Raw genomic sequence first — 20189 nt, 5'->3', positions numbered from 1 at the left:
GAGGGATCGATGGGACATCTCCGCTCGCGTTGCCGATGACATCAAAGCGACCAGCCGTCATCCGGGTTCCGCGGCAAATGAAAATGTCCCATCGCGAAGAACCAGGCAGAACCGTCAGATGGAACGCGGTGCCAGTCCTGGAAGTTGAAAAGCCGGAGCCGTTCCTGAACCGGTTTTGGAGGCCTGACCCGTGCATGAACCGATAAACGCCTTCCCGCTCCCGCTGGACACTCCTCCGATGGAGGCCAGGCTTGCCGATGAAATCCCCAGGGACGGGAACCGCTGGCAGTACGAGCCCAAATGGGACGGATTTCGCTGCCTGGCTTTCAAGAGCGACAACGCCGTTGACCTGCGCGCCAAATCCGGCAAGCCGCTCGGCCGCTATTTTCCAGAAATCACGGAGATTTTGCGTGACCTCAAGCGCGGGCACTTCGTCATCGACGGCGAGATTGTCATTGAGGTTAACGGTGAGCTTTCCTTCGAAGCGCTGCAGATGCGCCTTCACCCAGCACAAAGCAGAATCCGCAAACTGAGTTCGCAGACGCCTGCCAGTCTGATCCTCTTCGACATGCTTGCCAGGCCGGGCGGCGAGGTCATCACGGGCAAGCCACTTGTGGAAAGGCGGCGAGCGATCGAGGACTTCGTGACCTCCTCGAACAGTCCAGATCTTCGCCTGTCGAAGTGCGCTTATGATACAGCCACGGCGGCTCGATGGCTAAACGGCGCTGGCCATGCATCGACCGACGGCATCGTGGCCAAAGTGCTCGATGAGCATTATCTCTGCGGCGAACGTGCGATGGTGAAGGTAAAGCCGAGGCGCACCGCCGATTGCGTTGTCGGCGGTTTCCGCTATCTCGCGGACAGTCGTGAGGTCGGCTCGCTGCTCCTCGGCCTCTACAATGACGACGGCAAGCTCGATCACGTCGGCTTCACGTCGACCATCGCCAGGACCGACAGAGGAGCGCTCACGCGCCGGCTGGAAGGGCTGCGGTCAGAGCCCGGATTCACCGGCAAGGCGCCCGGCGGCCCGAGCCGCTGGAGCACGGAGCGCAGCGGACAATGGGAACCCCTGGAACCTGAACTGGTGGTGGAGGTCCGCTTCGACCACGTTACCGGCAATCGGTTTCGCCACGGCACCAAACTGCTGCGCTGGCGCCCCGACAAGGCGCCACGGCAATGCACGTTCGAGCAGATCGAATAGACCGCTCCGGGGAGATCGCTTCCAGAAACCTGTCACGATTTATTGTGACGAAGGAACCAACTCGGGATTCACCGGTTCGGACACCATCCGCCGGAGCTACCCTGACATGCCAAATGCAGCAGAAATTCTCATCGATACGCTCGTCGCCTGGGACGTGGAGGTGGTGTTCGGCTTGCCGGGAGACGGCATAAACGGCGTCATGGAAGCGTTGCGGACGCGGCGCGACAAGATTGCCTTCGTTCAGGTCCGGCATGAAGAATCGGCTGCCTTCATGGCATGTGCGTATGCCAAGTGGACAGGTAAGCTGGGCGTGTGCCTTGCGACGTCCGGTCCCGGCGGAACACATCTTCTGACCGGCCTCTATGACGCCAAGCTCGACCAGGCTCCGGTGCTGGCGATTACGGGCATGCAGTTCCACGATCTGATCGAGACGTTCACGCAACAGGATGTCGATCTGACGCGCGTGTTCAATGATGTCTCCGTTTATAACGCCCATGTTGCCGATGCCGCGCATATGGAAAACGTCGCCAGCCTTGCCTGCCGAACCGCGCTGGCGCGCAAGGGCGTCGCACATCTTTCGATTGCCAGCGACATCCAGGAGCAGAAGCGCGATCCGTCGAAGCGCTCCAAGCGCAATCGCCCGGCGCACACGCCGCAGGATATGTTCGCCGCTCACAGCGTACCGCTGGACGTTGAGCTCGACAAAGCCGCCGACATTCTCAATGACGCTTCGCGGGTTGCGATCCTGGCCGGACGCGGCGCCATCGGCGCGGCCGCCGAACTCGAACACACGGCGCGCCTGCTGCAGGCGCCTGTCGCGAAGGCCTTGCTGGGCAAGGCGGTGCTGCCGGACGACCATCCCTACACCACCGGCGGGATCGGCATTCTTGGAACCCTGGCTTCGCAAGAGGCGATGGAGAGCTGTGACGCGGTGCTGATTGTCGGTTCGACCTTTCCCTATATCGAATACTACCCGCAGCCCGGGCAGGCCCGTGGCGTCCAGATCGACTGCGATGCGCAGCGGATCGGCTTGCGCTTTCCAGTCGAAGCCGGCCTTGTCGGCGACGCGGCCGAGACATTGCGCGCGCTCAACCAACGTCTGACGCAGAAGCCCTCCGATGAGTTCCTGCACCGTTCCCAAGAGACCATGAGAAAATGGCGCGAGATGATGCGGCAGTCGGAAGACATGCAGGCGCAACCCTTGAAGCCACAGGCGATTGCCCGGGCGTTCGGACAACGGTTGGCCGACGACACGGTGCTGGCCACGGATTCCGGTCAGAACACGGAACTGGCCGCCCGCCATGTCGATCTTCGCAGCGGCCAGGCATTTGGGGTGTCCGGATCGCTGGCGTCGATGGCTTGCGGTCTCGCCTACGCCATCGCTGCCGGCATAGCATTCCCCGGTCGCCCGATTGCCGCCATCGTCGGCGATGGCGGCTTTGCCATGCAGCTCGGCGAATTCTCGACGGCGGTGCGCTACAAGATCCCGCTGAAGGTTCTGGTGATCAAGAACAACATGCTCAATCAGATCGCCTGGGAGCAGATGATGTTTCTGGGGAATCCGCAATTCGGCTGCGAATTGCAGCCGATCGATTTTGCCATGGCGGCGGAAGCAATGGGCGCCAAGGGTTTTCGCATCGAGCGGACCGATCAGATCGAGACGGTTCTCGACCAGGCTTTCGCCACGGAAGGCCCTGTCGTGATCGAAGCGCTGGTCGATGCCTATGAGCCGCTGATGCCGCCCAAAATGCCGGCAGACTATGCCAAGAACTTCCGCCAGGCCCTGCCGCGAACACCGGGACACGAACGCATAGAAGAAAATATCGCCCGGGAGCCGGCGAAATCGATGATGGACGCCTAGAGGCGGCGCAAGGAGGTGGGAACAGCGCGCCTCCTTGGCTTCATTCTGGATCTTTCCAGATGAACCGGTGCTCTTCCGGGTGACGGATGCGGATCATGAGCTTCGACGCGCTTTTTTCGACCTCCATCTGCTACGGCAACGGCGCTCCGCAGGCCGGTTGGACTCTGGCGCTCCCCATCACATTGCCACTGGCGGCAATCCTTTGCCGTATGTTGCCGGCGCCAACCGACTGTGGCGACGGAGCGGACGCGGACGTCGCTTGCGATCACGGCAGGCCTTCCAGTTTGCTGCCGGCTGGGCCGTCCTGGCGTTCGCCCTTGTAAGCCCGATCCATGCGTTGGGCGAACATGTGTTTGCGGCGCACATGATCGAGCATGAATTGCTGATGGTGGTCGCAGCGCCTCTGCTGGTTACCTCCCGCCCGACAGCGGCGATGATGTGGGCACTGCCGGTACAACTGCGCCAGATATTCGGAGCGGCCGGACATGCAAATACGCTTCGGGCGATCTGGGCGTTCATCAGCCGCCCTGTGGTCGCGACCGTCCTGCACGGAGCCGCGATATGGATTTGGCATCTCCCGGCGCTGTTCGAGGCTGCCCTCCAGCAGGGTTTCCTGCACTATGCCCAGCACGCGAGCTTCCTCGGCACCGGGCTTTTGTTCTGGTGGGTGCTGCTGCCTCGCCCTGGCCGCGAGCACGCTCGCGGCAATGCGGTGATGCATCTCTTCTTCACCTCGCTCCACACCGGGCTGCTCGGGGCTTTGCTCGTTGTCTCGCCAAAGCTGTGGTATCCGGCCAACGCCGTCGGCTCGGATCTGTGGGGGCTCAGCCCGCTCGAGGACCAGCAACTTGCAGGCTTGATCATGTGGATTCCCGCTGGCCTGATCTATGGCGGAGCCGCACTGCTCTTGGTCGCTTTCTGGATTCAAACGAGCAGTCGGCGGCATCAGGCTCCCCAGGAGTTGCGCATCGTCTAACCCGCACCGCTTCACGTCGGTTTCGCCGGGGCGGTGTTGCCAAGCATCCTTTTACAGTCAGCTGCGTTATGGCCTTGGCAACGATGGTGGATCCTTCATGGCGAGGTGCATGAGTCCGTTGGCCGGCTCTCGCAGGCGGACACGACCGCGAATGTCGCTTGCCTTTACATGTCCAACGCAAATCCTGACTGACATTGTTCCGGGAAAGGCCGCGCAACAGCGTTTGAGGTGGGTCAGCGCAGCGCCGATGTTGGTATTGGCAGGATGCGGCGATCGGCAGTCGGCCCTCCATGCACACGGTGCGAACGCCCGGAGAATCCTTGATCTGATCTGGTCTTTCAGCGCAGTCGCGGTGGCCACGTGGCTGCTTGTCATGCTGGTCTTGGCGGCAGCGCTTTTGCATCGCCGCCTGTCCGAGACAACGCGCTCGCCGCTCGAGATCGATTCACATCAGGAGCGCCGATTTACCCGCGCTGTCGGCAGCGCCATTGCGTTGACCGTTCTGGTGCTCGTCATGATGACGATAGCGAGTTTTTTCGCCGGCAAATCCATTGCTTCGCTGAGCGGAACGGAAACGCTTGCCGTGCGGATCACGGGGCACCAATGGTGGTGGGAGGTCCGGTATGCCGGTAATGATCCCTCGCAATCGATCGTCACGGCAAATGAAATCCATGTCCCGGTTGGCGAACCGGTCAAGGTCGAACTCGATTCGCTCGATGTCATTCATAGCTTCTGGGTGCCGAACCTTGCCGGTAAGCGCGATCTCATTCCGGGCCGGCTAAGCCAGCTTACCCTCATCGCCGATAAGCCCGGCATCTATCGTGGCCAGTGTGCCGAATTCTGCGGCTATCAGCACGCCCATATGGCCATCACCGTCATCGCGGAAAGCCGCGAAGCGTTTGAAGCATGGCAATCCAGGCAAAACGCCGTCGCATCCGCGCCTGGCGGCGAGGAAGAACGCCGCGGCCAACAGGCATTTCTTTCCACCGGCTGTGCGCTCTGCCATACGATAAGAGGCACGCCTGCCAGCGGAACGGTCGGTCCTGATCTTACGCATCTCGCCAGCCGACGTGCACTGGCCGCGGATACGCTGGCCATGACCCCTGGCGCGCTCGCCGCCTGGATTGCCGATCCACAGTCGATAAAGCCCGGCGCCAAGATGCCGCGCATTGCCCTTAGCGCCGACGATCTCAACGCGGTCGTCGCCTATCTCGGAAGCCTCGAATGAGCGGCATTGGGGGAAAGCCGGCCGAGCATACCCAGGAGGGCCTGAAAGGCATCCGTGACACCGGCCTCGAAGAGGTGAGACTGCGCGCCTTTCTGGCGCATGCCTGGCGAACGCCGAAAGGCTTCTACGGCTGGCTGGTCACGGTCGATCACAAGCTGATCGGACGGCGCTATATCGTGACGGCTTTCCTGTTTCTCGCCCTTGCGGGTCTATCAGCGCTCGCCATGCGTTTCCAGCTTGCCCAGCCGGAGGCCGGCCACATCGGCCCCGATCTCTACAACCAGCTGTTCACCATGCATGGCACGACGATGATGTTTCTGTTCGCCGTGCCGGTGATGGAAGCTTTCGCCATTTACCTGGTGCCGCTGATGATCGGCACTCGCAATGTCGCCTTTCCGCGGCTCAATGCATTCAGCTACTGGGTCTATCTTTCCGGCGGGCTGATGATCTGGATCGCCTTCGCCTTCGAAACCGGTGCGGATGCCGGCTGGTTTTCCTACGTACCGCTCGCCGGACCCGAATATGGCATCGGCAAGCGCCCCGATTTTTGGGCGCAGATGGTGACCTACACTGAAGTGTCCGCGCTCGCGGTAGCGGTCGAGATCATCGCGACAGTGTTCAAACAACGTGCTCCCGGCATGTCGCTTGACCGCATCCCGCTCTATGTCTGGTCCGTCCTCGTCACGGCTTTCGTCATCCTGTTCGCCATGCCGGCCGTGATGGTCTCGAGCACAATGCTGATCCTGGACCGCCTGGTCGGCACGAAATTCTTCGATCCCGCTGCAGGCGGCGATGCACTGCTGTGGCAGCATCTATTCTGGTTCTTCGGCCATCCCGAGGTCTACATCATCTTCATTCCGGCGACCGGCTTCGTCTCCGCGATCCTGCCGACCTTCGTTCGCCGCCCGATCTTTGGCTATCTCGGGATCGTCCTGTCGTTGATCGCGATCGGTTTTCTTTCCTTCGGCCTGTGGGTGCACCACATGTTCGCTACCGGCCTGCCGCAGCTCGGCGAAAGCTTCTTTACCGCTTCCTCGATGATGATCGCCATTCCGAGCGGCATTCAGATCTTCTGCTGGATTGCGACGATCTGGGGCGGCCGGCCGATCTTCGCCACGCCCATGCTTTTCGTGCTCGGCTTCATCTTCACCTTTGTGATCGGCGGCCTGACCGGGGTCATGGTCGCCTCGGTGCCGCTCGACCTGCAGGTACACGACACCTATTTCGTGGTTGCCCATTTCCATTATGTGCTGGTCGGGGGCGCCGTCTTCCCCCTGCTCGGCGCCGTTTACTACTGGTTTCCCAAGATCACCGGACGCATGCTGTCCGAGAGGCTCGGCCGCTGGAATTTCTGGCTCGTCTTCCTCGGGTTCAATCTCACCTTCTTCCCCATGCATATTCTCGGTCTGCAAGGCATGCCGCGCCGCGTTTATACGTATCCGCCGGCGAGCGGCTGGGGCGAGATGAACCTCTTCATCAGCCTCTCTTCACTGGTGGTGTTCGCCGGCTTTGCGCTTTCCTTCCTGAACCTCCTGCTCAGCCTTCGCAACGGCCGCATTGCCGGAGACAATCCCTGGGGCGCGAGCACGCTCGAATGGGCGACGACGTCGCCGCCACCCTCCTACGATTTTTCGCGGCTGCCCGTGATAACTCACCGCGAACCGCTTTGGGCCGAGCCCGATACGCTTCCCGTGGTCGAGGGTCTGCGTGTCGACGCACGCGAGGTGCTCGCCGGCACGGTCGCCGATGCGGTGCCGCAACTAAGGGTGCCATCGGCTGACAACTCGATCTGGCCGCTTCTGTCGGCCATTGCGGTGGGCGGTGCATTTCTCGGTTCGATATACACGCCATGGGCGGTGGTCTGGGGAGCGATCCCGGTTTCGATCGGCTTCATCTGTTGGTTCTGGCCGAAAGGCGAGCCGGAGGACGAGGAATGAGGCACCGTCCCGTTGCCGACGTCAGCCACCTGCCCACATACGATTTCGGGTCGGCGAGCCCGATGTGGTGGGGAACCCTTGCCTTCATTGCTCTCGAGGCAACAGGTTTTGCCTTGGCGATAGGCACCTACTTCTATTTGGCCGTGCTGGCCCGGCATTGGCCCATCGGAGCGCCGGCGCCAGATTTGCTGCCGGGCACGGCAGTGTTGATTATTCTGGTTGCGAGCGTCGTGCCCAACCACCTGATCGAGTTTTGGGCGCGTCGCCAGGACCTCGCGAAAGTTCGCCTTGGCATGGTCGTCATGTCGGTCGTCGGGATTCTTCCGCTGATCGTTCGCATCTGGGAATTTCCGGCGCTGCGGATTTCCTGGGATCAGAACGCTTACGGATCGATCGTGTGGTTCCTGCTTGGACTGCATACCACGCATCTTCTTACCGATGTCGGCGACACGATCGTCCTGGCGGTTCTCATGTTCACGCAAAAAGGCAAGGCGGGCCGCCGCTTCAGCGACGTCTCGGACAATGCGTTCTACTGGGACTTCGTCGTCGTCTCATGGGTCGTGCTCTATCTTGTTATTTATTGGGCTCCGAGGATGTGAGATGCAGGCGATCCGTACCGGCGTTTCCTGGGCAGGCCTGGTCAGCGGGCCAGTTGCATGGGCAATAGCCCTGCAGCTCGATTACTCCATTGCATCCTGGCAGTGCCATGCCGGCTTTCGTCCCACTGCCTTGTTCTCATTGATAGGCGCCGCTGTCGCCCTGGCAGGCACGCTCCTGTCGTGGCACGCCGTTCATGACCGCGGACATGGTACGATCCCGCCCCGGAAGGCGCGCACGCGTGCGTTCCTTGCCAGGACTTCGGTGGGCATCGGGGCGCTGTTCACGCTCATCTTGCTGGCGCAAGTGGTGGCAGGGCTGATCTTCAGCGGATGCGAACTGTGACGACAAAGACGCGGAGATTGGCTATCCGCCGCCGGTACGCGCTTTGGCCTGCCACGGGCATTCCATTCCCAGCTGTCATTTCTCGGGCGGTCGTACTCGTCTTGTCATCGTTGGCGCTTTGCACCGAGCTGCGGGCGAGCGAAATCCAGAGGGGTGAATATCTCACGCGAGCGGCCGACTGCATCGGCTGCCACACGTCCAATCCGAGCCGCCCCTTCGCTGGAGGCTATCGCGTGCCGACACCCTTCGGCGATGTATACTCGACCAACATCACACCAGATCTCGAAACGGGCATCGGACGCTATTCCGCGGACGAGTTCGTGCGAGCCGTCCAGAAAGGTATCAGGCGCGACGGAGCCGATCTCTACCCCGCCATGCCCTATGACAGCTTCGCCGCAATGAGCCGCGAGGACGTGCTTGCGATTCGGGCCTATCTCCTTGCGCAGCCGCCGATTTCCCAGCCGCGACCGCGAAACATTCTGCCTTTTCCATTCAACCAGCGCTGGACGGTTGCGCTGTGGAAGCTCGCGAATCTCCAAACCGGCAGTTTCACGCCTGATCGGAGCCGGACCGCCGCATGGAACAGGGGGGCCTACCTTGTCGAGGTGCTCGGCCACTGCGGTGCTTGCCACACACCAAGGAATGCGACGTTCGGCATGGATGAAGACCACAAGCTTGCCGGCGGCACCGCCGGCATCTGGCACGCCTTCAACATCACCAGCGACAAGATCGCAGGCGTCGGCGGCTGGAGCAACGAAGAGCTGTCTCGATTCCTCAAAACCGGCGCCGTGCCCGGGAAGGCCTACGCGGGCGGGCCGATGGCGGAAACGGTCATGAACAGCCTGCAGCATCTTTCCGACGACGACATCCAGGCTATTGTCGCCTATCTCAGGGACGTGCCCGCCCAACCGGGGGACGAGAAGCAGCCGCGTTTCTCATGGGGTAACGCGGCCGCGGCCGACGGCATTGCTGGAACCGAAGGGATGACGCAAGGCAGCGGAACTGCAACCGGCGATGATCTCTATCGATCGCTCTGTTCGACGTGCCATGGGGCGAACGGAGGCGGATCATCAGACGGATCCTATCCGTCCTTGACCCGTAACAGCACCCCCGGCGCGGCCACGCCCGAGGATGTCGTCATGACCATCCTTGAAGGCGTCAAAGCTGGTGACGTGGCCGGGCGTCAATCGATGGCGGCCTTCGGCGGCTGGCTGGATGATGGCCAGGTGGCAGCTCTTGCAAATTACGTCACCGTGCGGTTCGGAAATCCCGACCTCAGCGTCACCGCGGCCGATGTACGCCAGATGCGGGCAAGAACGACAACCAGCCAGACGATCATGATTCTGGCGGCTCAATCACTTGTAGCGGGCGCCGCCGTGTTGATGCTTGGCCTGCTGCTTTTGCTGGCAAGACGCCTGCGCCGTGGGGCGACTTCAGCGCGCCTCATGTTCGCGCATAGAGATAGGCGGTAATGTCGCGCGCCTCTTGAGGCGACAGATTTGTATTGGGCATGGCCGTCTTCGGGTCAACGTCCCGCGCCCTGCTGATCCAGCGCATCATCGCATCCGGGGTGGCTCGCGACGGCCCGGTATATCCTCTTTCGACGACGCCTTGCAGGGACGGACCGACGGTGCCACGGGCGCCGGGTACTCCCGGGATTTCGTGACATCCGCCACAGCCGTTGCGGATCATTGCCGGGACGGCCCGGTCAGGGTCGCCCCCGATGGCCTGTGCAATGGTGGTTTCCCGGAGATTGTCGCCGCGGACCAAGTTGATGGCGCAAACTACCGGAATAATGGCGATTGCCGCGGATACGCCTGCCACCCAGGGCAGCGCGGATGGCATCAGCCTGACGGGTTGTCGGCTCATCCGCGCCTGCTGCCGCCGCAAGACGCGGCCCGGTGGCCGCTGCAAGCGCCCTCAAAAGCCCGATCATCCCCGGATCTCGCTGGAAACAACTCAATCATCGGCGATGAAAATCATACCAGCGGGCCGAACACGAATGTAGCCAGCAGAACAAGGAAAATCACAGCGATAACTGCGGTCGCCCACATGACGATCCTTCTTGTCCCCCGTTGCTCTTGCTTGCGAGAGATATCTTCTGACACAGTACGAAATCCTTGCTGCAAAATTCAACTGACGATAAGGCTCGGCATCTGCATGAGCCGGACCTGCCGGACTGTTGGGCCGCGTCTTGGAATTGGCCGCGGCCCGGGGCTCACGCGCTTACCAGCCCTGCTGACCGTACCAGTCATCGATATCGCGCCGCACACGGTCCTTTTCGAGGCCATAACGCTCCTGGATCTTGCCTTCGAGTTGATCGCGCTTGCCGGCGATGCGGTCAAGGTCGTCATCCGTGAGCTTACCCCACTGCTCCTTGACCTTGCCTTTCACCTGTTTCCAGTTTCCTTCCACGCGGTTCCAGTCCATGACACCGTTCTCCTTCGGTTTGAAAACGTCTAACCTCGGAGAGCAAACGCAAATCAACGACGGATGTTCCTGGAACTCGACGCTCGTCTTGCTCTCACAGGCCGCGACCCATTCCTTTACGCTCAGCCTGCGCCATCAATTGAGGCCGTCCTGCTCGAAGGCGACGCCACGACCTTCGACCCAAGACGCCTCCACACCTTCCGCAACAGTTCCGCCACCAAGCAGGGGCAAGCGCTTTTCATCCTGTCGCCGCCGTCCGTCTAGAGGCACAGTCATCTTAAGCCAGCGTAGTCTGTCTCTGAGGGTCAGTGCTTCCTGCACAAATCAATATGTTAGGGGCTGGACTGGAGTGGCGGCCTCATTTTGTAAAAATCCGGGAGTTGGCAGCTTTGCCAACTAAGCAGCGACGCCACCTAAATAGGCGCTGATGACCGCTTCGTTGCTCGCAAGATCGCTGCCTGGTCCCTCAAGCACAACGCGCCCAGCCTTGAGCACATAGCCATAGTCGGCGAATTTCAAGGCGACTTTGCTATTCTGCTCCACAAGCAGGATGGTCACGCCTTCACGATTGAGGCGCTGCACGATGTTCATGACTTCCTTGATCAGTTGCGGCGCCAGACCCATGGAAGGCTCATCGAGCAACAGCACCTTGGGCGCGGCCATGAGGGCTCTGCCGATCGCCAGCATCTGCTGCTCACCTCCCGAGAGGTTCCTTGCATCGCCATTCTGTCTGCGCGCCAGGATGGGGAAGAGCTCAAAAACGTGGTCCAGCCGCCGGCGGCGCTCGACGTCGTCGGCAAGCGTAAACGAGCCCAGGTCAAGGTTCTCCCTGATCGTCATGTCGCCGAAAATACGCCTTCCCTCCGGAACGTGGACGAGCCCGCGATGCGGCAGGCGGTGGGCAGGGACCTTGGTTATGTCCTCGCCCAGGAAGCGGACACTTCCGGAGGATGCGGCAACAAGGCCGGACAGCGTGCGTAGCGTGGTGCTCTTGCCCGCACCATTCGCGCCAAGCAGGGCGACGATCTGGCCACGTTTGACCGAAAGGCTGACGCCATGAAGGGCTTCGATGCCGTCATAGCGCGCGACGATGCGGTCCGCGGAAAGAACGATTTCGGCGTCCATCATTCCTCCGTACCGAGATAGGCTTCGATGACCCGGGGGTCTGCTCGCACGGCCTCCGGCGGCCCGTCGGCGATCTTCTGACCGTAGTCGAACACCACGATCTTCTCCGACACTTGCATGACCAGGCCCATGTCGTGCTCGATCAGCAGGACCGTGACACCGGTTTCATCACGGATGCGGCGGATCAGGTCAACAAGGTCCAGCTTCTCGCGCTCGTTCAGGCCGGCGGCAGGCTCGTCCAGCAGGATGAGCTCGGGCGCCGACGCCAGGGCTCTTGCGAGTTCGAGCCGCCGTTGATCGCCATAGGAAAGGCCGCCGGCACGGCGATGCGCATGCTGCTCGATGCCGACAAAATCGAGCCAGCGCATGCCAGCCGTGCGGATCGTCTCCTCCTCGCGTCGCTGTGCCGGCAAGTGCAGGATCGCCGACATGATGCCGTGGCGGCTGCGGCAATGCTGGCCGGACATGGCGTTTTCCAGAACGGTCATTTCCTTGAACAGCCGGATGTTCTGGAACGTGCGGGCGAGGCCGAGCGCGGTGATGCGATGCGGCGGCAAGCCGGTGATCGGCCGGCCGCCCAGGCTGATCGAGCCGCCCTTCGGCTTGTAGAAGCCGGTCAGGCAATTGAAGAGTGATGTCTTGCCGGCCCCGTTCGGCCCGATAAGACTGTTGATGGCGCCTTTCTCAACCGAAAACGAAATGTCGTGCAGGACTTTCAGTCCTCCGAAACTGAGGCGCAGATCGCGGACTTCCAGCAAGGCCATGTTCAAACTCGCTTGTCCGGCCACAGCCCGTTCGGCCTGAAGAGCATGATTGCCAGCAACGCAACCGCGGTCACCAGGGGACGATAGGTGCCCGCGCCGCGCAGCACCTCAGGAAGCAGGGCCACGAGAACAGCACCGAGCACAACGCCGGGAATGCGGCCCATGCCGCCCAGGACGACGCCGAGAAGGATGAGCAGCGATTGGTTGAAGGTGAAACTCTCCGGCGAGATGGCCGTCATCTTGGCCGCGTAGAGGCATCCGGCCACCGAAGCGATCACAGCGCCCATCATATAGGCCTGCAGCTTGGCCGTGACACGGTTGATGCCGATACCGGCGGCGGCGTCCTCGTCATAGCGAACGTAGAACCAGGCTCGTCCCATTCGCGATCGCTCGACGCTCAGGCAGACGAAGGCGGTGAGCAGCGCGAGCACCAGGAACGCATAGTAGAAATGCTGCACCTGCATCAGCTTGAAGCCGAAGATCTCCGGCCGCTCGATGCCGATGAGTCCGCTGGCGCCACCGGTGATCTCGAGGTTACGGGCGATGATGCGCACGATCTCGCCGAAGCCCAGCGTCACGATCGCCAGATAGTCGCTGCGCAGCCTCAGCGTCGGAGCCCCTATGATGATGCCGGCCACGCAGGCCGCCACCATGGCGACCGGGATGGTGAGCCAGAAATTGAAACCGAATTCCGCGGTCAGGATGCCTGATGTGTAAGCGCCTACCGCGAAGAAGGCGGCGTAGCCGAGATCGAGCAGGCCCGCATAGCCGACAACAATGTTGAGGCCGAGGCACAGAACGACATAAAGCAGCGCCGTGGTTGCCACCTCCGTCACATAGGCGTTGGCGAATTGCGGCAACACCAGCGCGACGGCGAGCGCCGCCAGGCCGGGCAGCACGACGGACCAGCGCATCAATTGCTGTTGCACGGCTGCCGGCATGGCTCTGACTTCGTGGGTCATCACACCCGCTCCACGACCGAGCGGCCAAGAAGGCCGGTCGGCTTGAAAACAAGGAACAGGATCAGGGTTCCGAACACGAAGACGTCACGCCACTCCGATCCGACGAAGGGCAAGGACGAGCCGAAGGCCTCGAGCAGACCGAGCAGCAAGCCGCCGAGCATGGCGCCAGGCACGCTGCCGATCCCGCCGATGACAGCGGCGGTGAAGGCCTTGAGCCCCATGATGAAGCCCATGAAGAAATGGACACTGCCATAATAGGCGCCGGCCATGACCCCGCCGCCGGCGGCGAGCGCCGAGCCCATGAAAAAGGTCAACGCGATCACCCGGTCGACATCGATGCCCATCAGGCGGCTCGCCCCCATGTCGATGGACACGGCGCGCATCGCCTTGCCGTACATGGTGCGTGAGACAAAGGCCTGCATGCCTGCCATAAGAGCGATGGAGGCGGCCACCAGCACCATCTGCGTGTAGGTGATGTGAACGGTGGAAATGTCGACACCGGCAAAACCGAGGTCCGTGTTGAAGGCGTAATGCCGCCCGCCGGTCAGCGCGAGTGCCGTGCCGTTCAGCACCATCGACGCACCGAGCGCCGTGATGAGGATGGAGAGGCGCGGCGCGTTGCGCATCGGCCGATAGGCGAAACGTTCGATGATAACGCCGAGCAGGCCGACTGCCAGCATCGACACAAGCAGGGCGCAGACCACGCCCAGCCAGCCATTGCCGACCCATATGCCGACGAAGGAAAACACGATGAGGCCGACGAAGGCGCCGTTCATGTAGATGTCGCCATGGGCGAAATTCAGGAGCTTGATGACGCCGAAGACCATACTGTAGCCAAGCGCGATCAGGGCATAGAACGAGCCGACGATAAGACCGTTCACCAGTTGCTGAATAAGCAGGTCGAGCGTCATTGATGCTCCAGGGCAGAATTGAAAAAGTCTTGGCTGGGCGCAGCGTCAGCGCGCCAGACAATCGGCGGTGACGCCGAGGCCGCCACAAGGCCTGCCTCGGCGTCAATCCTGCTAGCCTTTATTCGGCTACCCACTTGCCGCCCTTGGCGATCACCGGGCGGAAGTTCGAGGTCTGGAGCGTGTTCTTGTCGGTGAACTTGATTTCACCGGCAAGGCCCTTGAAGTCGCTCGCCTTGAGCGCCTCGATGATTGCCTTCTGATCCGCCGACTTGGCCCGCGTGATCGCATCGGCGATCAGGCCGCCCACATCATGGGAGAGCGCCGCATAGGCGCCGGCGTCGCGGCCATAGGTTTCCTTGTACTTGGCCTTGAAGTCGGCGGCGCCGGACAAGAGGTCGACGGTGGGCGGAGACAACAGATACACGCCCTCACCGGCCGAACCGGCGATCTCCAGATATTCCGGCGAATTGTTGCCGTCGCCCAGCACAATGCCGCCCTGGAACCCGGCCTGCCGAAGCTGCTTGGTGAGCAGAGCGCCACCGGCATGGTAGGCGGTCCAGAAGACAGCATCGGCGCCGCTCGACTTGATCTTGGTGACGACCGCCGAATAGTCCTGCTCGCCGGCGGTGGTGGTCTCCTTGGCGGCAATTTCGCCGCCAGCGCTCTTGAAAGCTTCGGCGGTCAGCTTGGCCAGGTCGGACGAATAGGCATCGCCTTCGTCCACGACCGCGATCTTCTTGTAGCCGTTCTTCTTGAAGAGTTCGACGGCTGTCGTCGCCTGCATGTCGCCGGTCGAATTGGCGAGGAAGGCATTGCCCTGATTGGCGGCGACCAGCTTGGTCGAGTTCGCTCCGATGATGACGAACGGAATGCCGGCGTCACCATAGATCTTCAATGTCGGCAAGACGGCGCCCGAGCAGTAGCCGCCGACGATGGCGGTCACGCCTTCCGAGACAAGCTTGCTGCCTGCGGTCACCGCCTGTTGCGGATCGCAGGCGTCGTCGGCGGTGGTGGTGGTGATCTTGTCGCCGTTGACGCCGCCCTTGGCGTTGACGGCATCGATCGCCATCTTCACGGCGTTCTCCATATCCTGCCCTTCACTGGCCAGTTGGCCAGTCATGGGGGCCACGATGCCGATCTTGATGTCGGCAGCCGCGGCCATCGTGGTCAGAGCCAGCCCGGCAAGGGCGGTGGCGCAAGCTAGCCTCTTGAAGGAAACAACCATCAATTCTCTCCATTTTCCCCTGTTGGTGCATCCAGGCGGTGCGCCCGAAATGCATTGTTTCGCCCCTCGGTTAGCTGCGGAGCGGTTATGTTGAGCAAGATCGCCAGCCGGCCAAGCGGTTGTCACCGGCAAGGACCGACCCGGCAGATCAGTGACTGCCGCTTGAAGCCCGGGCATAGGCTCCCTGATAACGGTTCTCCTGGATGCTCTGCATGATCTCGGCCTCACGGGCTTCCTGCGCCCGGACGGCGGCCAGCAAGGCCGCAGCACCGTCGATTGGAAATGCCACGACGCCATCCTCGTCGCCGACGACGATGTCGCCTGGACCGACGACCATGCCGCCTATGCAGACGGGAACATTGATGGCTCCCGGACCATCCTTGTAGGGTCCGAGATGGATGGCCGACCGCGCGAAGCATGGAAACGGACTGCGGCCGATGGCACCGGCATCGCGAATGGCGCCGTCGATGACAATGCCAGCGGCGCCGCGCGACGCCGCGACACTTGTCATGATCTCGCCGACCAGCGCGCGTCCTTCATACCCGCCGCCATCGACGACGATGACGTCGCCGGGCTGCAACAGATCGAGCGCACGATGGATGAACTGGTTGTCGCCGGGGCGGGTCCTGACCGTCAGCGCCCTCCCCGCCATGACGCCGCCCACCTGGTGAAATGGCCGCAACCCGACAGCCCCCGGGACACGGGCGAGATTGTCGCTGATCAACGGCGTAGCCAGAGCGCGGAACGCGTCGATCAGTTCGCTTTCCTGTGATCCATCCGCCATCGTCTGCACTCCCCGTCGTCGGCACTTTTATGAATATAGTATCCAATCACAATTAATTCAGTGGAGTCAACCGGCTTGCGCTGGTTGACAGAAAAAAGCCAAAGCGGCTCATAAATGCCGTTCCTTGGGCGAACATGGCCCCAAAGCCCCGATCGTCTGGGCTTGCAATGTCGGCAAAGTTCAAGATAGATTGGATAACATATCCATAGATGCCATGATTGCAAAAAGGAATTGGCTGTGAAGCACGCAGGAAAAGTCGTGATCGTCACCGGGGCGGCACAAGGGCTGGGCCTTGCCTGCGCCGAGCGCTTTCATGCCGATGGCGCCAAGGTTGTGCTTGTCGACGTGCAGGCCGATCGCGGGCGCGAGCATGCCGAACGCCTTGGCGAGCGCGCCGTCTGGCTATCCGCCGACCTTTCCGAAATCAACAGGGACATGGCCGACGGCATCATTGCCAAGGCCATGCAAAGCTTCGGCGGTATCGACGTACTCATCAACAATGCCGGCATCATCCATCTGGACGATTTCGTCGACTTCCCCGAGGAAGCCTTCGACCTGGTTCAGCGCGTCAATCTCAAGGCTCCCTTCCTACTCGGACAGGCCGCGGCAAGGGCCATGATCGCGCAGGGACGCGGTGGCTCGATTATCAACATGTCGTCGATCAACGCCATCCTGGCCATTCCCAATTCCGTCGCCTATGCCGTGTCCAAGGGTGGCATCAAGCAATTGACGGCGGTGATGGCCGTCGGATTGATCCCGCATAACATCCGCGTCAACGCCATCGGCCCCGGCACCATCCTGACCGACATGGTCAAGAGTTCGGTCATGGCCAGCGAAGCGCAGCGCCAGACCATCCTGTCGCGCACGCCGAGCGGCCGCTGTGGCGAACCTTCGGAGATCGCCAGCGTCGCATCCTTCCTGGCCAGCGACGACGCTTCCTACATCGTCGGCCAGACCATCTATCCCGATGGCGGTCGCCTGATCCTGAACTATACGGTGCCGGTGAAGGACTGACCGCCTATGGTTGTCGGCACCCCCCACATCAGCCTTGCGGGATCGGGCGCGCTGCTGCTCGATGGCGCGCAGGGGGCCTTTAATGATACCACCCAGGAACTGGTCTGGGCGGTAGCGAACGCCGCGTTGACCCTCGAAGGGGTGTGCGAGGCCGTTCCCGGCATGAACAACCTGCTCATAGTATTCGACCCGCTCGCCACGGATGCACCAAGCCTCGGCGAGCAGCTGAAGTCGCTATGGGCCAGCACAGACGCCCACGCGGTTGCCGGCACGCATCATACCATTCCCGTTCACTATGGCGGCGCGCGTGGCGAGGATCTCGCCGGCTGGGCCACGCATTGCGGCCTGTCTGTCGACGAGACCGTCAGGCACCACGCGGCGGCCACCTATACCGTCGCCGCCATCGGCGCCATGCCGGGCTTTCCCTATCTGTCCGGTCTCGACCCGCGGCTTGCCTGGGCAAGGCGCAGCACGCCTCGCCTCAAAGTCGCCGAGGGCGCCGTCATCATTGGTGGCGCGCAGGCGGGTATCATGCCGATGACTGCGCCGTCCGGCTGGCACATCATCGGCCATACCGACGTGAAGCTGTTCAAGGCCGAAGCGGAATTGCCCGTGCTGCTCAGGCCCGGAGACAAAATCCGATTCGCAATCGCAGGGATCGAGGCATGATCGAGATCCTCACCACCGGTCTGCCGAACACGATCCAGGATCTCGGCCGGCCCGGTCATCTGGCGCTGGGGGTCAGCCATGGCGGCGCCATGGACAGGCAGGCGCTGGCGATCGCCAATCTCATGCTGGGCAATGACCCCTCGGCTGCCGGGATCGAGGTCGCGCTTCATCCGTTCCGGCTGCGCGCGCACATCGACACCGCCGTCGCCATCACCGGTGCGGATTGCACCGTCAATGTCGGCGATCGGCCCTGCCCGCCCTGGTGGGCCATGACGATCCGCGCCGGCGAGACCCTTGTCCTCGAAGCCCCGCGCATCGGTGCGCGTTCCTATATCGCCTTCGCCGGTGGGCTCGATCTGCCGCCCGTCATGGGCTCGCGCGCCACAGATGTGAAAGGCGGTTTCGGCGGCCTCGCCGGACGCGGCCTGTCGCGCGGCGACCGGCTTGCGCTCAACCCTGCGCAATGCCGGCTTCCCGCGGGCGGCATCGGCGCAGCGCTGGAGGAGCGACGGGGCGCGGCGGACGGCGCGGCCTCGGCAATCGAATTGCGGGTTCTGCCGGCCGCCGAGTTCGACGCCTTCACGCCGGAGGCCCAGGCGGCCTTCGCCGGCAGCGAATGGCGCATCACCAACGACGCCAACCGCATGGGATATCGCCTTGCTGGAGAGACGCTTTCGCTCCTCTCACCGCTCGAATTGCTCTCGCACGGCATCGTACCAGGCACAGTCCAGGTGCCGCCGTCCGGCCAACCGATCATCCAACTGGCCGATGCCAACACGTGCGGCGGCTATCCGAAGATCGCTACGGTGATCGAAGCCGACCTCTGGCGGCTGGCGCAAGCGCCGGTCGGCACGCACCTGCGATTCTCGCCGGTCTCGATAGAAGCGTCGACGGAAGCGCTTCGCGCGAACCGGCAGCAACGTCGCGACTTTATCGCCGCCCGTAACCTCATGGCCGGCGAGCAGAGGGCTCCATGAAAATTCGCCCCTTCACCATCGAGATTGCCCAGTCTGAAATCGACGATTTGAAAAAGCGCATCTCGAACTGGCGCGAGCCGGACCAGCTGCAGGCAATAGGCTGGGCGCAGGGAACGCAATACGAAGAACTGAGCCGGCTTATGCAGCACTGGCGCACCGGCTTCGACTGGCGCAAGCAAGAAGCCGCCTGGAACATCCATCCGCACTACCAGGTGGATATCGGCGGCCAAACCATCCATTTCATCCATGCGCGCGCCGCTGTGGCGACCAACAGAACGGTCATACTCACCCATGGCTGGCCAGGCAGCGTCTTCGAATTTCATGAACTGATCCCGCTTCTGACAGACCCGCTTTCGCATGGCGGAAGGCAGGAAGATGCCTTCAACGTCGTGGCCCCGTCGATTCCCGGCTATGGCTTTTCAAGCCGGCCGACCAGGCCTGGCCTCAACCTGTTCACCGTCGCCGATCTTTGGGCCGAGTTGATGAGCCGTCTAGGCTATGAGCGATATCTCGCCCAGGGCGGGGATCTGGGCGCCAGCGTGTCGACCTGTCTGGCGCACGCGCATCCAGGCAGTCTCGCTGGCGTGCATCTGAATTTCATCCCCGGCTCATTCTCACCGCCTCACGATGCAAGCCCGGACGGCGACTTGACGCCGGAAGAACGCACCTTCCTGAAACGGAAGGCCGGATGGGCGGATCTTGACGGCGCCTATGCCCATATTCAAGCGACGCGCCCCCAAACGCTTGCCTATGGACTGACGGATTCGCCGGTCGGGCTGGCAGCCTGGATGATCGAAAAATTCCGCGACTGGAGCGATTGCGATGGCGAACTGGCCAACGCCGCTTTTTCGCGCGACGACATGCTCGCCAACATCTCGCTTTACTGGTTCACCCGGACCGTCGCTTCGTCGATGCGGCTCTATTGGGAAACGCGCGCCCGTCCGCTTGCATTCGCGTCCGGCACGTCGATCAACGTCCCGCTTGCAGTGGCTTTGTTTCCCAAAGAGCTGCCGATGCCCCCAAGGAGTTGGGTCGAGCGCGTCTTCAAGGACATCCGCCAGTGGACAGCGATGCCGCGCGGTGGTCATTTCGCAGCCCTCGAGCAGCCCGCTTTGCTTGCACAGGATCTAAGAGCCTTTGCCGGTGGTCTGGATTTTTAAAGGCAGCGTTGGCGCGCAGCCAA

Annotated in this window: 20 protein-coding genes; 12 read left to right on the top strand and 8 right to left on the bottom strand. The window is 62.2% G+C overall.

Features of this window, described 5'->3' with window-relative positions; all coding sequences use genetic code 11:
* Positions 1–190: 190 nt before the first annotated feature.
* The 8 genes from NKJ67_RS08935 (at position 191) to NKJ67_RS08900 (ending at position 9617) form a co-directional block, all read left to right on the top strand.
* Positions 191–1201 (top strand): ATP-dependent DNA ligase, encoded by a 1011-nt coding sequence (locus tag NKJ67_RS08935; RefSeq protein ID WP_352581120.1) that lies wholly within the window; start codon positions 191–193, stop codon positions 1199–1201.
* 106 nt (positions 1202–1307) lie between these two features.
* Complete coding sequence (locus NKJ67_RS08930; RefSeq protein WP_352581119.1) at positions 1308–3062, top strand: thiamine pyrophosphate-dependent enzyme; 1755 nt, start codon at positions 1308–1310, stop codon at positions 3060–3062.
* A gap of 67 nt (positions 3063–3129) precedes the next feature.
* Positions 3130–4038, top strand: a complete 909-nt coding sequence (locus NKJ67_RS08925; RefSeq protein ID WP_352581118.1) for a cytochrome c oxidase assembly protein — start codon at positions 3130–3132, stop codon at positions 4036–4038.
* Positions 4039–4189: 151 nt separating this feature from the next.
* On the top strand, positions 4190–5266 hold the full coding sequence (gene coxB / locus NKJ67_RS08920) for a cytochrome c oxidase subunit II (RefSeq protein ID WP_352581117.1): 1077 nt from the start codon (positions 4190–4192) through the stop codon (positions 5264–5266).
* Positions 5263–7203, top strand: a complete 1941-nt coding sequence (ctaD, locus tag NKJ67_RS08915) for a cytochrome c oxidase subunit I (protein ID WP_352581116.1) — start codon at positions 5263–5265, stop codon at positions 7201–7203. The genes coxB and ctaD overlap by 4 nt, the downstream gene beginning before the upstream one ends.
* Complete coding sequence (locus NKJ67_RS08910) at positions 7200–7802, top strand: cytochrome c oxidase subunit 3 (RefSeq protein WP_128288175.1); 603 nt, start codon at positions 7200–7202, stop codon at positions 7800–7802. Before ctaD ends, NKJ67_RS08910 begins: the two co-directional genes overlap by 4 nt.
* Position 7803: 1 nt before the next feature.
* Positions 7804–8145 (top strand): hypothetical protein, encoded by a 342-nt coding sequence (locus NKJ67_RS08905; protein WP_127266688.1) that lies wholly within the window; start codon positions 7804–7806, stop codon positions 8143–8145.
* 17 nt (positions 8146–8162) lie between these two features.
* The gene (locus NKJ67_RS08900; RefSeq protein ID WP_352581115.1) at positions 8163–9617 is read left to right on the top strand and encodes a c-type cytochrome; all 1455 of its coding nucleotides are present in this window, start codon (positions 8163–8165) and stop codon (positions 9615–9617) included.
* Here NKJ67_RS08900 and NKJ67_RS08895 read toward each other — a convergent pair.
* From NKJ67_RS08895 to NKJ67_RS08860, 8 genes are all read right to left on the bottom strand, one after another.
* The gene (locus NKJ67_RS08895; RefSeq protein ID WP_352581114.1) at positions 9589–10014 is read right to left on the bottom strand and encodes a c-type cytochrome; all 426 of its coding nucleotides are present in this window, start codon (positions 10012–10014) and stop codon (positions 9589–9591) included. The two genes, NKJ67_RS08900 and NKJ67_RS08895, sit on opposite strands and share 29 nt — an antisense overlap.
* 357 nt (positions 10015–10371) lie before the next feature.
* On the bottom strand, positions 10372–10575 hold the full coding sequence (locus NKJ67_RS08890; protein ID WP_127326428.1) for a CsbD family protein: 204 nt from the start codon (positions 10573–10575) through the stop codon (positions 10372–10374).
* 396 nt (positions 10576–10971) lie between these two features.
* Positions 10972–11700 (bottom strand): ABC transporter ATP-binding protein, encoded by a 729-nt coding sequence (locus tag NKJ67_RS08885; RefSeq protein WP_027036526.1) that lies wholly within the window; start codon positions 11698–11700, stop codon positions 10972–10974.
* Positions 11700–12464, bottom strand: coding sequence for an ABC transporter ATP-binding protein (locus NKJ67_RS08880; protein ID WP_027036527.1), 765 nt, complete (start codon positions 12462–12464; stop codon positions 11700–11702). Before NKJ67_RS08880 ends, NKJ67_RS08885 begins: the two co-directional genes overlap by 1 nt.
* Positions 12465–12466: 2 nt before the next feature.
* The gene (locus tag NKJ67_RS08875; RefSeq protein ID WP_352581113.1) at positions 12467–13426 is read right to left on the bottom strand and encodes a branched-chain amino acid ABC transporter permease; all 960 of its coding nucleotides are present in this window, start codon (positions 13424–13426) and stop codon (positions 12467–12469) included.
* Positions 13426–14337 (bottom strand): branched-chain amino acid ABC transporter permease, encoded by a 912-nt coding sequence (locus NKJ67_RS08870; protein WP_023809510.1) that lies wholly within the window; start codon positions 14335–14337, stop codon positions 13426–13428. The genes NKJ67_RS08875 and NKJ67_RS08870 overlap by 1 nt, the downstream gene beginning before the upstream one ends.
* A gap of 118 nt (positions 14338–14455) precedes the next feature.
* Entirely contained in the window at positions 14456–15562 is a 1107-nt protein-coding gene (locus NKJ67_RS08865) for a branched-chain amino acid ABC transporter substrate-binding protein (protein WP_245270300.1), read from the bottom strand.
* Positions 15563–15710: 148 nt separating this feature from the next.
* Complete coding sequence (locus NKJ67_RS08860) at positions 15711–16346, bottom strand: RraA family protein (protein WP_352581112.1); 636 nt, start codon at positions 16344–16346, stop codon at positions 15711–15713.
* Positions 16347–16583: 237 nt separating this feature from the next.
* Here NKJ67_RS08860 and NKJ67_RS08855 point away from each other — a divergent pair, with 237 nt between their 5' ends.
* From NKJ67_RS08855 to NKJ67_RS08840, 4 genes are read left to right on the top strand one after another with little or no spacing between them, the layout of a single operon-like run.
* The gene (locus tag NKJ67_RS08855; protein WP_352581110.1) at positions 16584–17360 is read left to right on the top strand and encodes an SDR family NAD(P)-dependent oxidoreductase; all 777 of its coding nucleotides are present in this window, start codon (positions 16584–16586) and stop codon (positions 17358–17360) included.
* A gap of 6 nt (positions 17361–17366) precedes the next feature.
* Positions 17367–18029: a 5-oxoprolinase subunit PxpB gene (gene pxpB / locus NKJ67_RS08850; RefSeq protein ID WP_352581108.1), complete on the top strand. Its 663-nt coding sequence runs from the start codon at positions 17367–17369 to the stop codon at positions 18027–18029.
* Positions 18026–19006: a 5-oxoprolinase subunit C family protein gene (locus tag NKJ67_RS08845; RefSeq protein ID WP_352581106.1), complete on the top strand. Its 981-nt coding sequence runs from the start codon at positions 18026–18028 to the stop codon at positions 19004–19006. Before pxpB ends, NKJ67_RS08845 begins: the two co-directional genes overlap by 4 nt.
* Positions 19003–20166 carry an epoxide hydrolase family protein gene (locus tag NKJ67_RS08840; RefSeq protein ID WP_352581104.1) on the top strand — a complete coding sequence of 388 codons (1164 nt, stop codon included), beginning with the start codon at positions 19003–19005 and terminating at the stop codon, positions 20164–20166. Before NKJ67_RS08845 ends, NKJ67_RS08840 begins: the two co-directional genes overlap by 4 nt.
* Positions 20167–20189 lie beyond the last annotated feature (23 nt).

The sequence above is a fragment of the Mesorhizobium sp. M0088 genome, from assembly GCF_040322895.1.
GTDB lineage: Bacteria > Pseudomonadota > Alphaproteobacteria > Rhizobiales > Rhizobiaceae > Mesorhizobium.
Note: the sequence above shows the minus strand (reverse complement) of the source record. Positions and strands in the feature narration are given on the sequence as shown.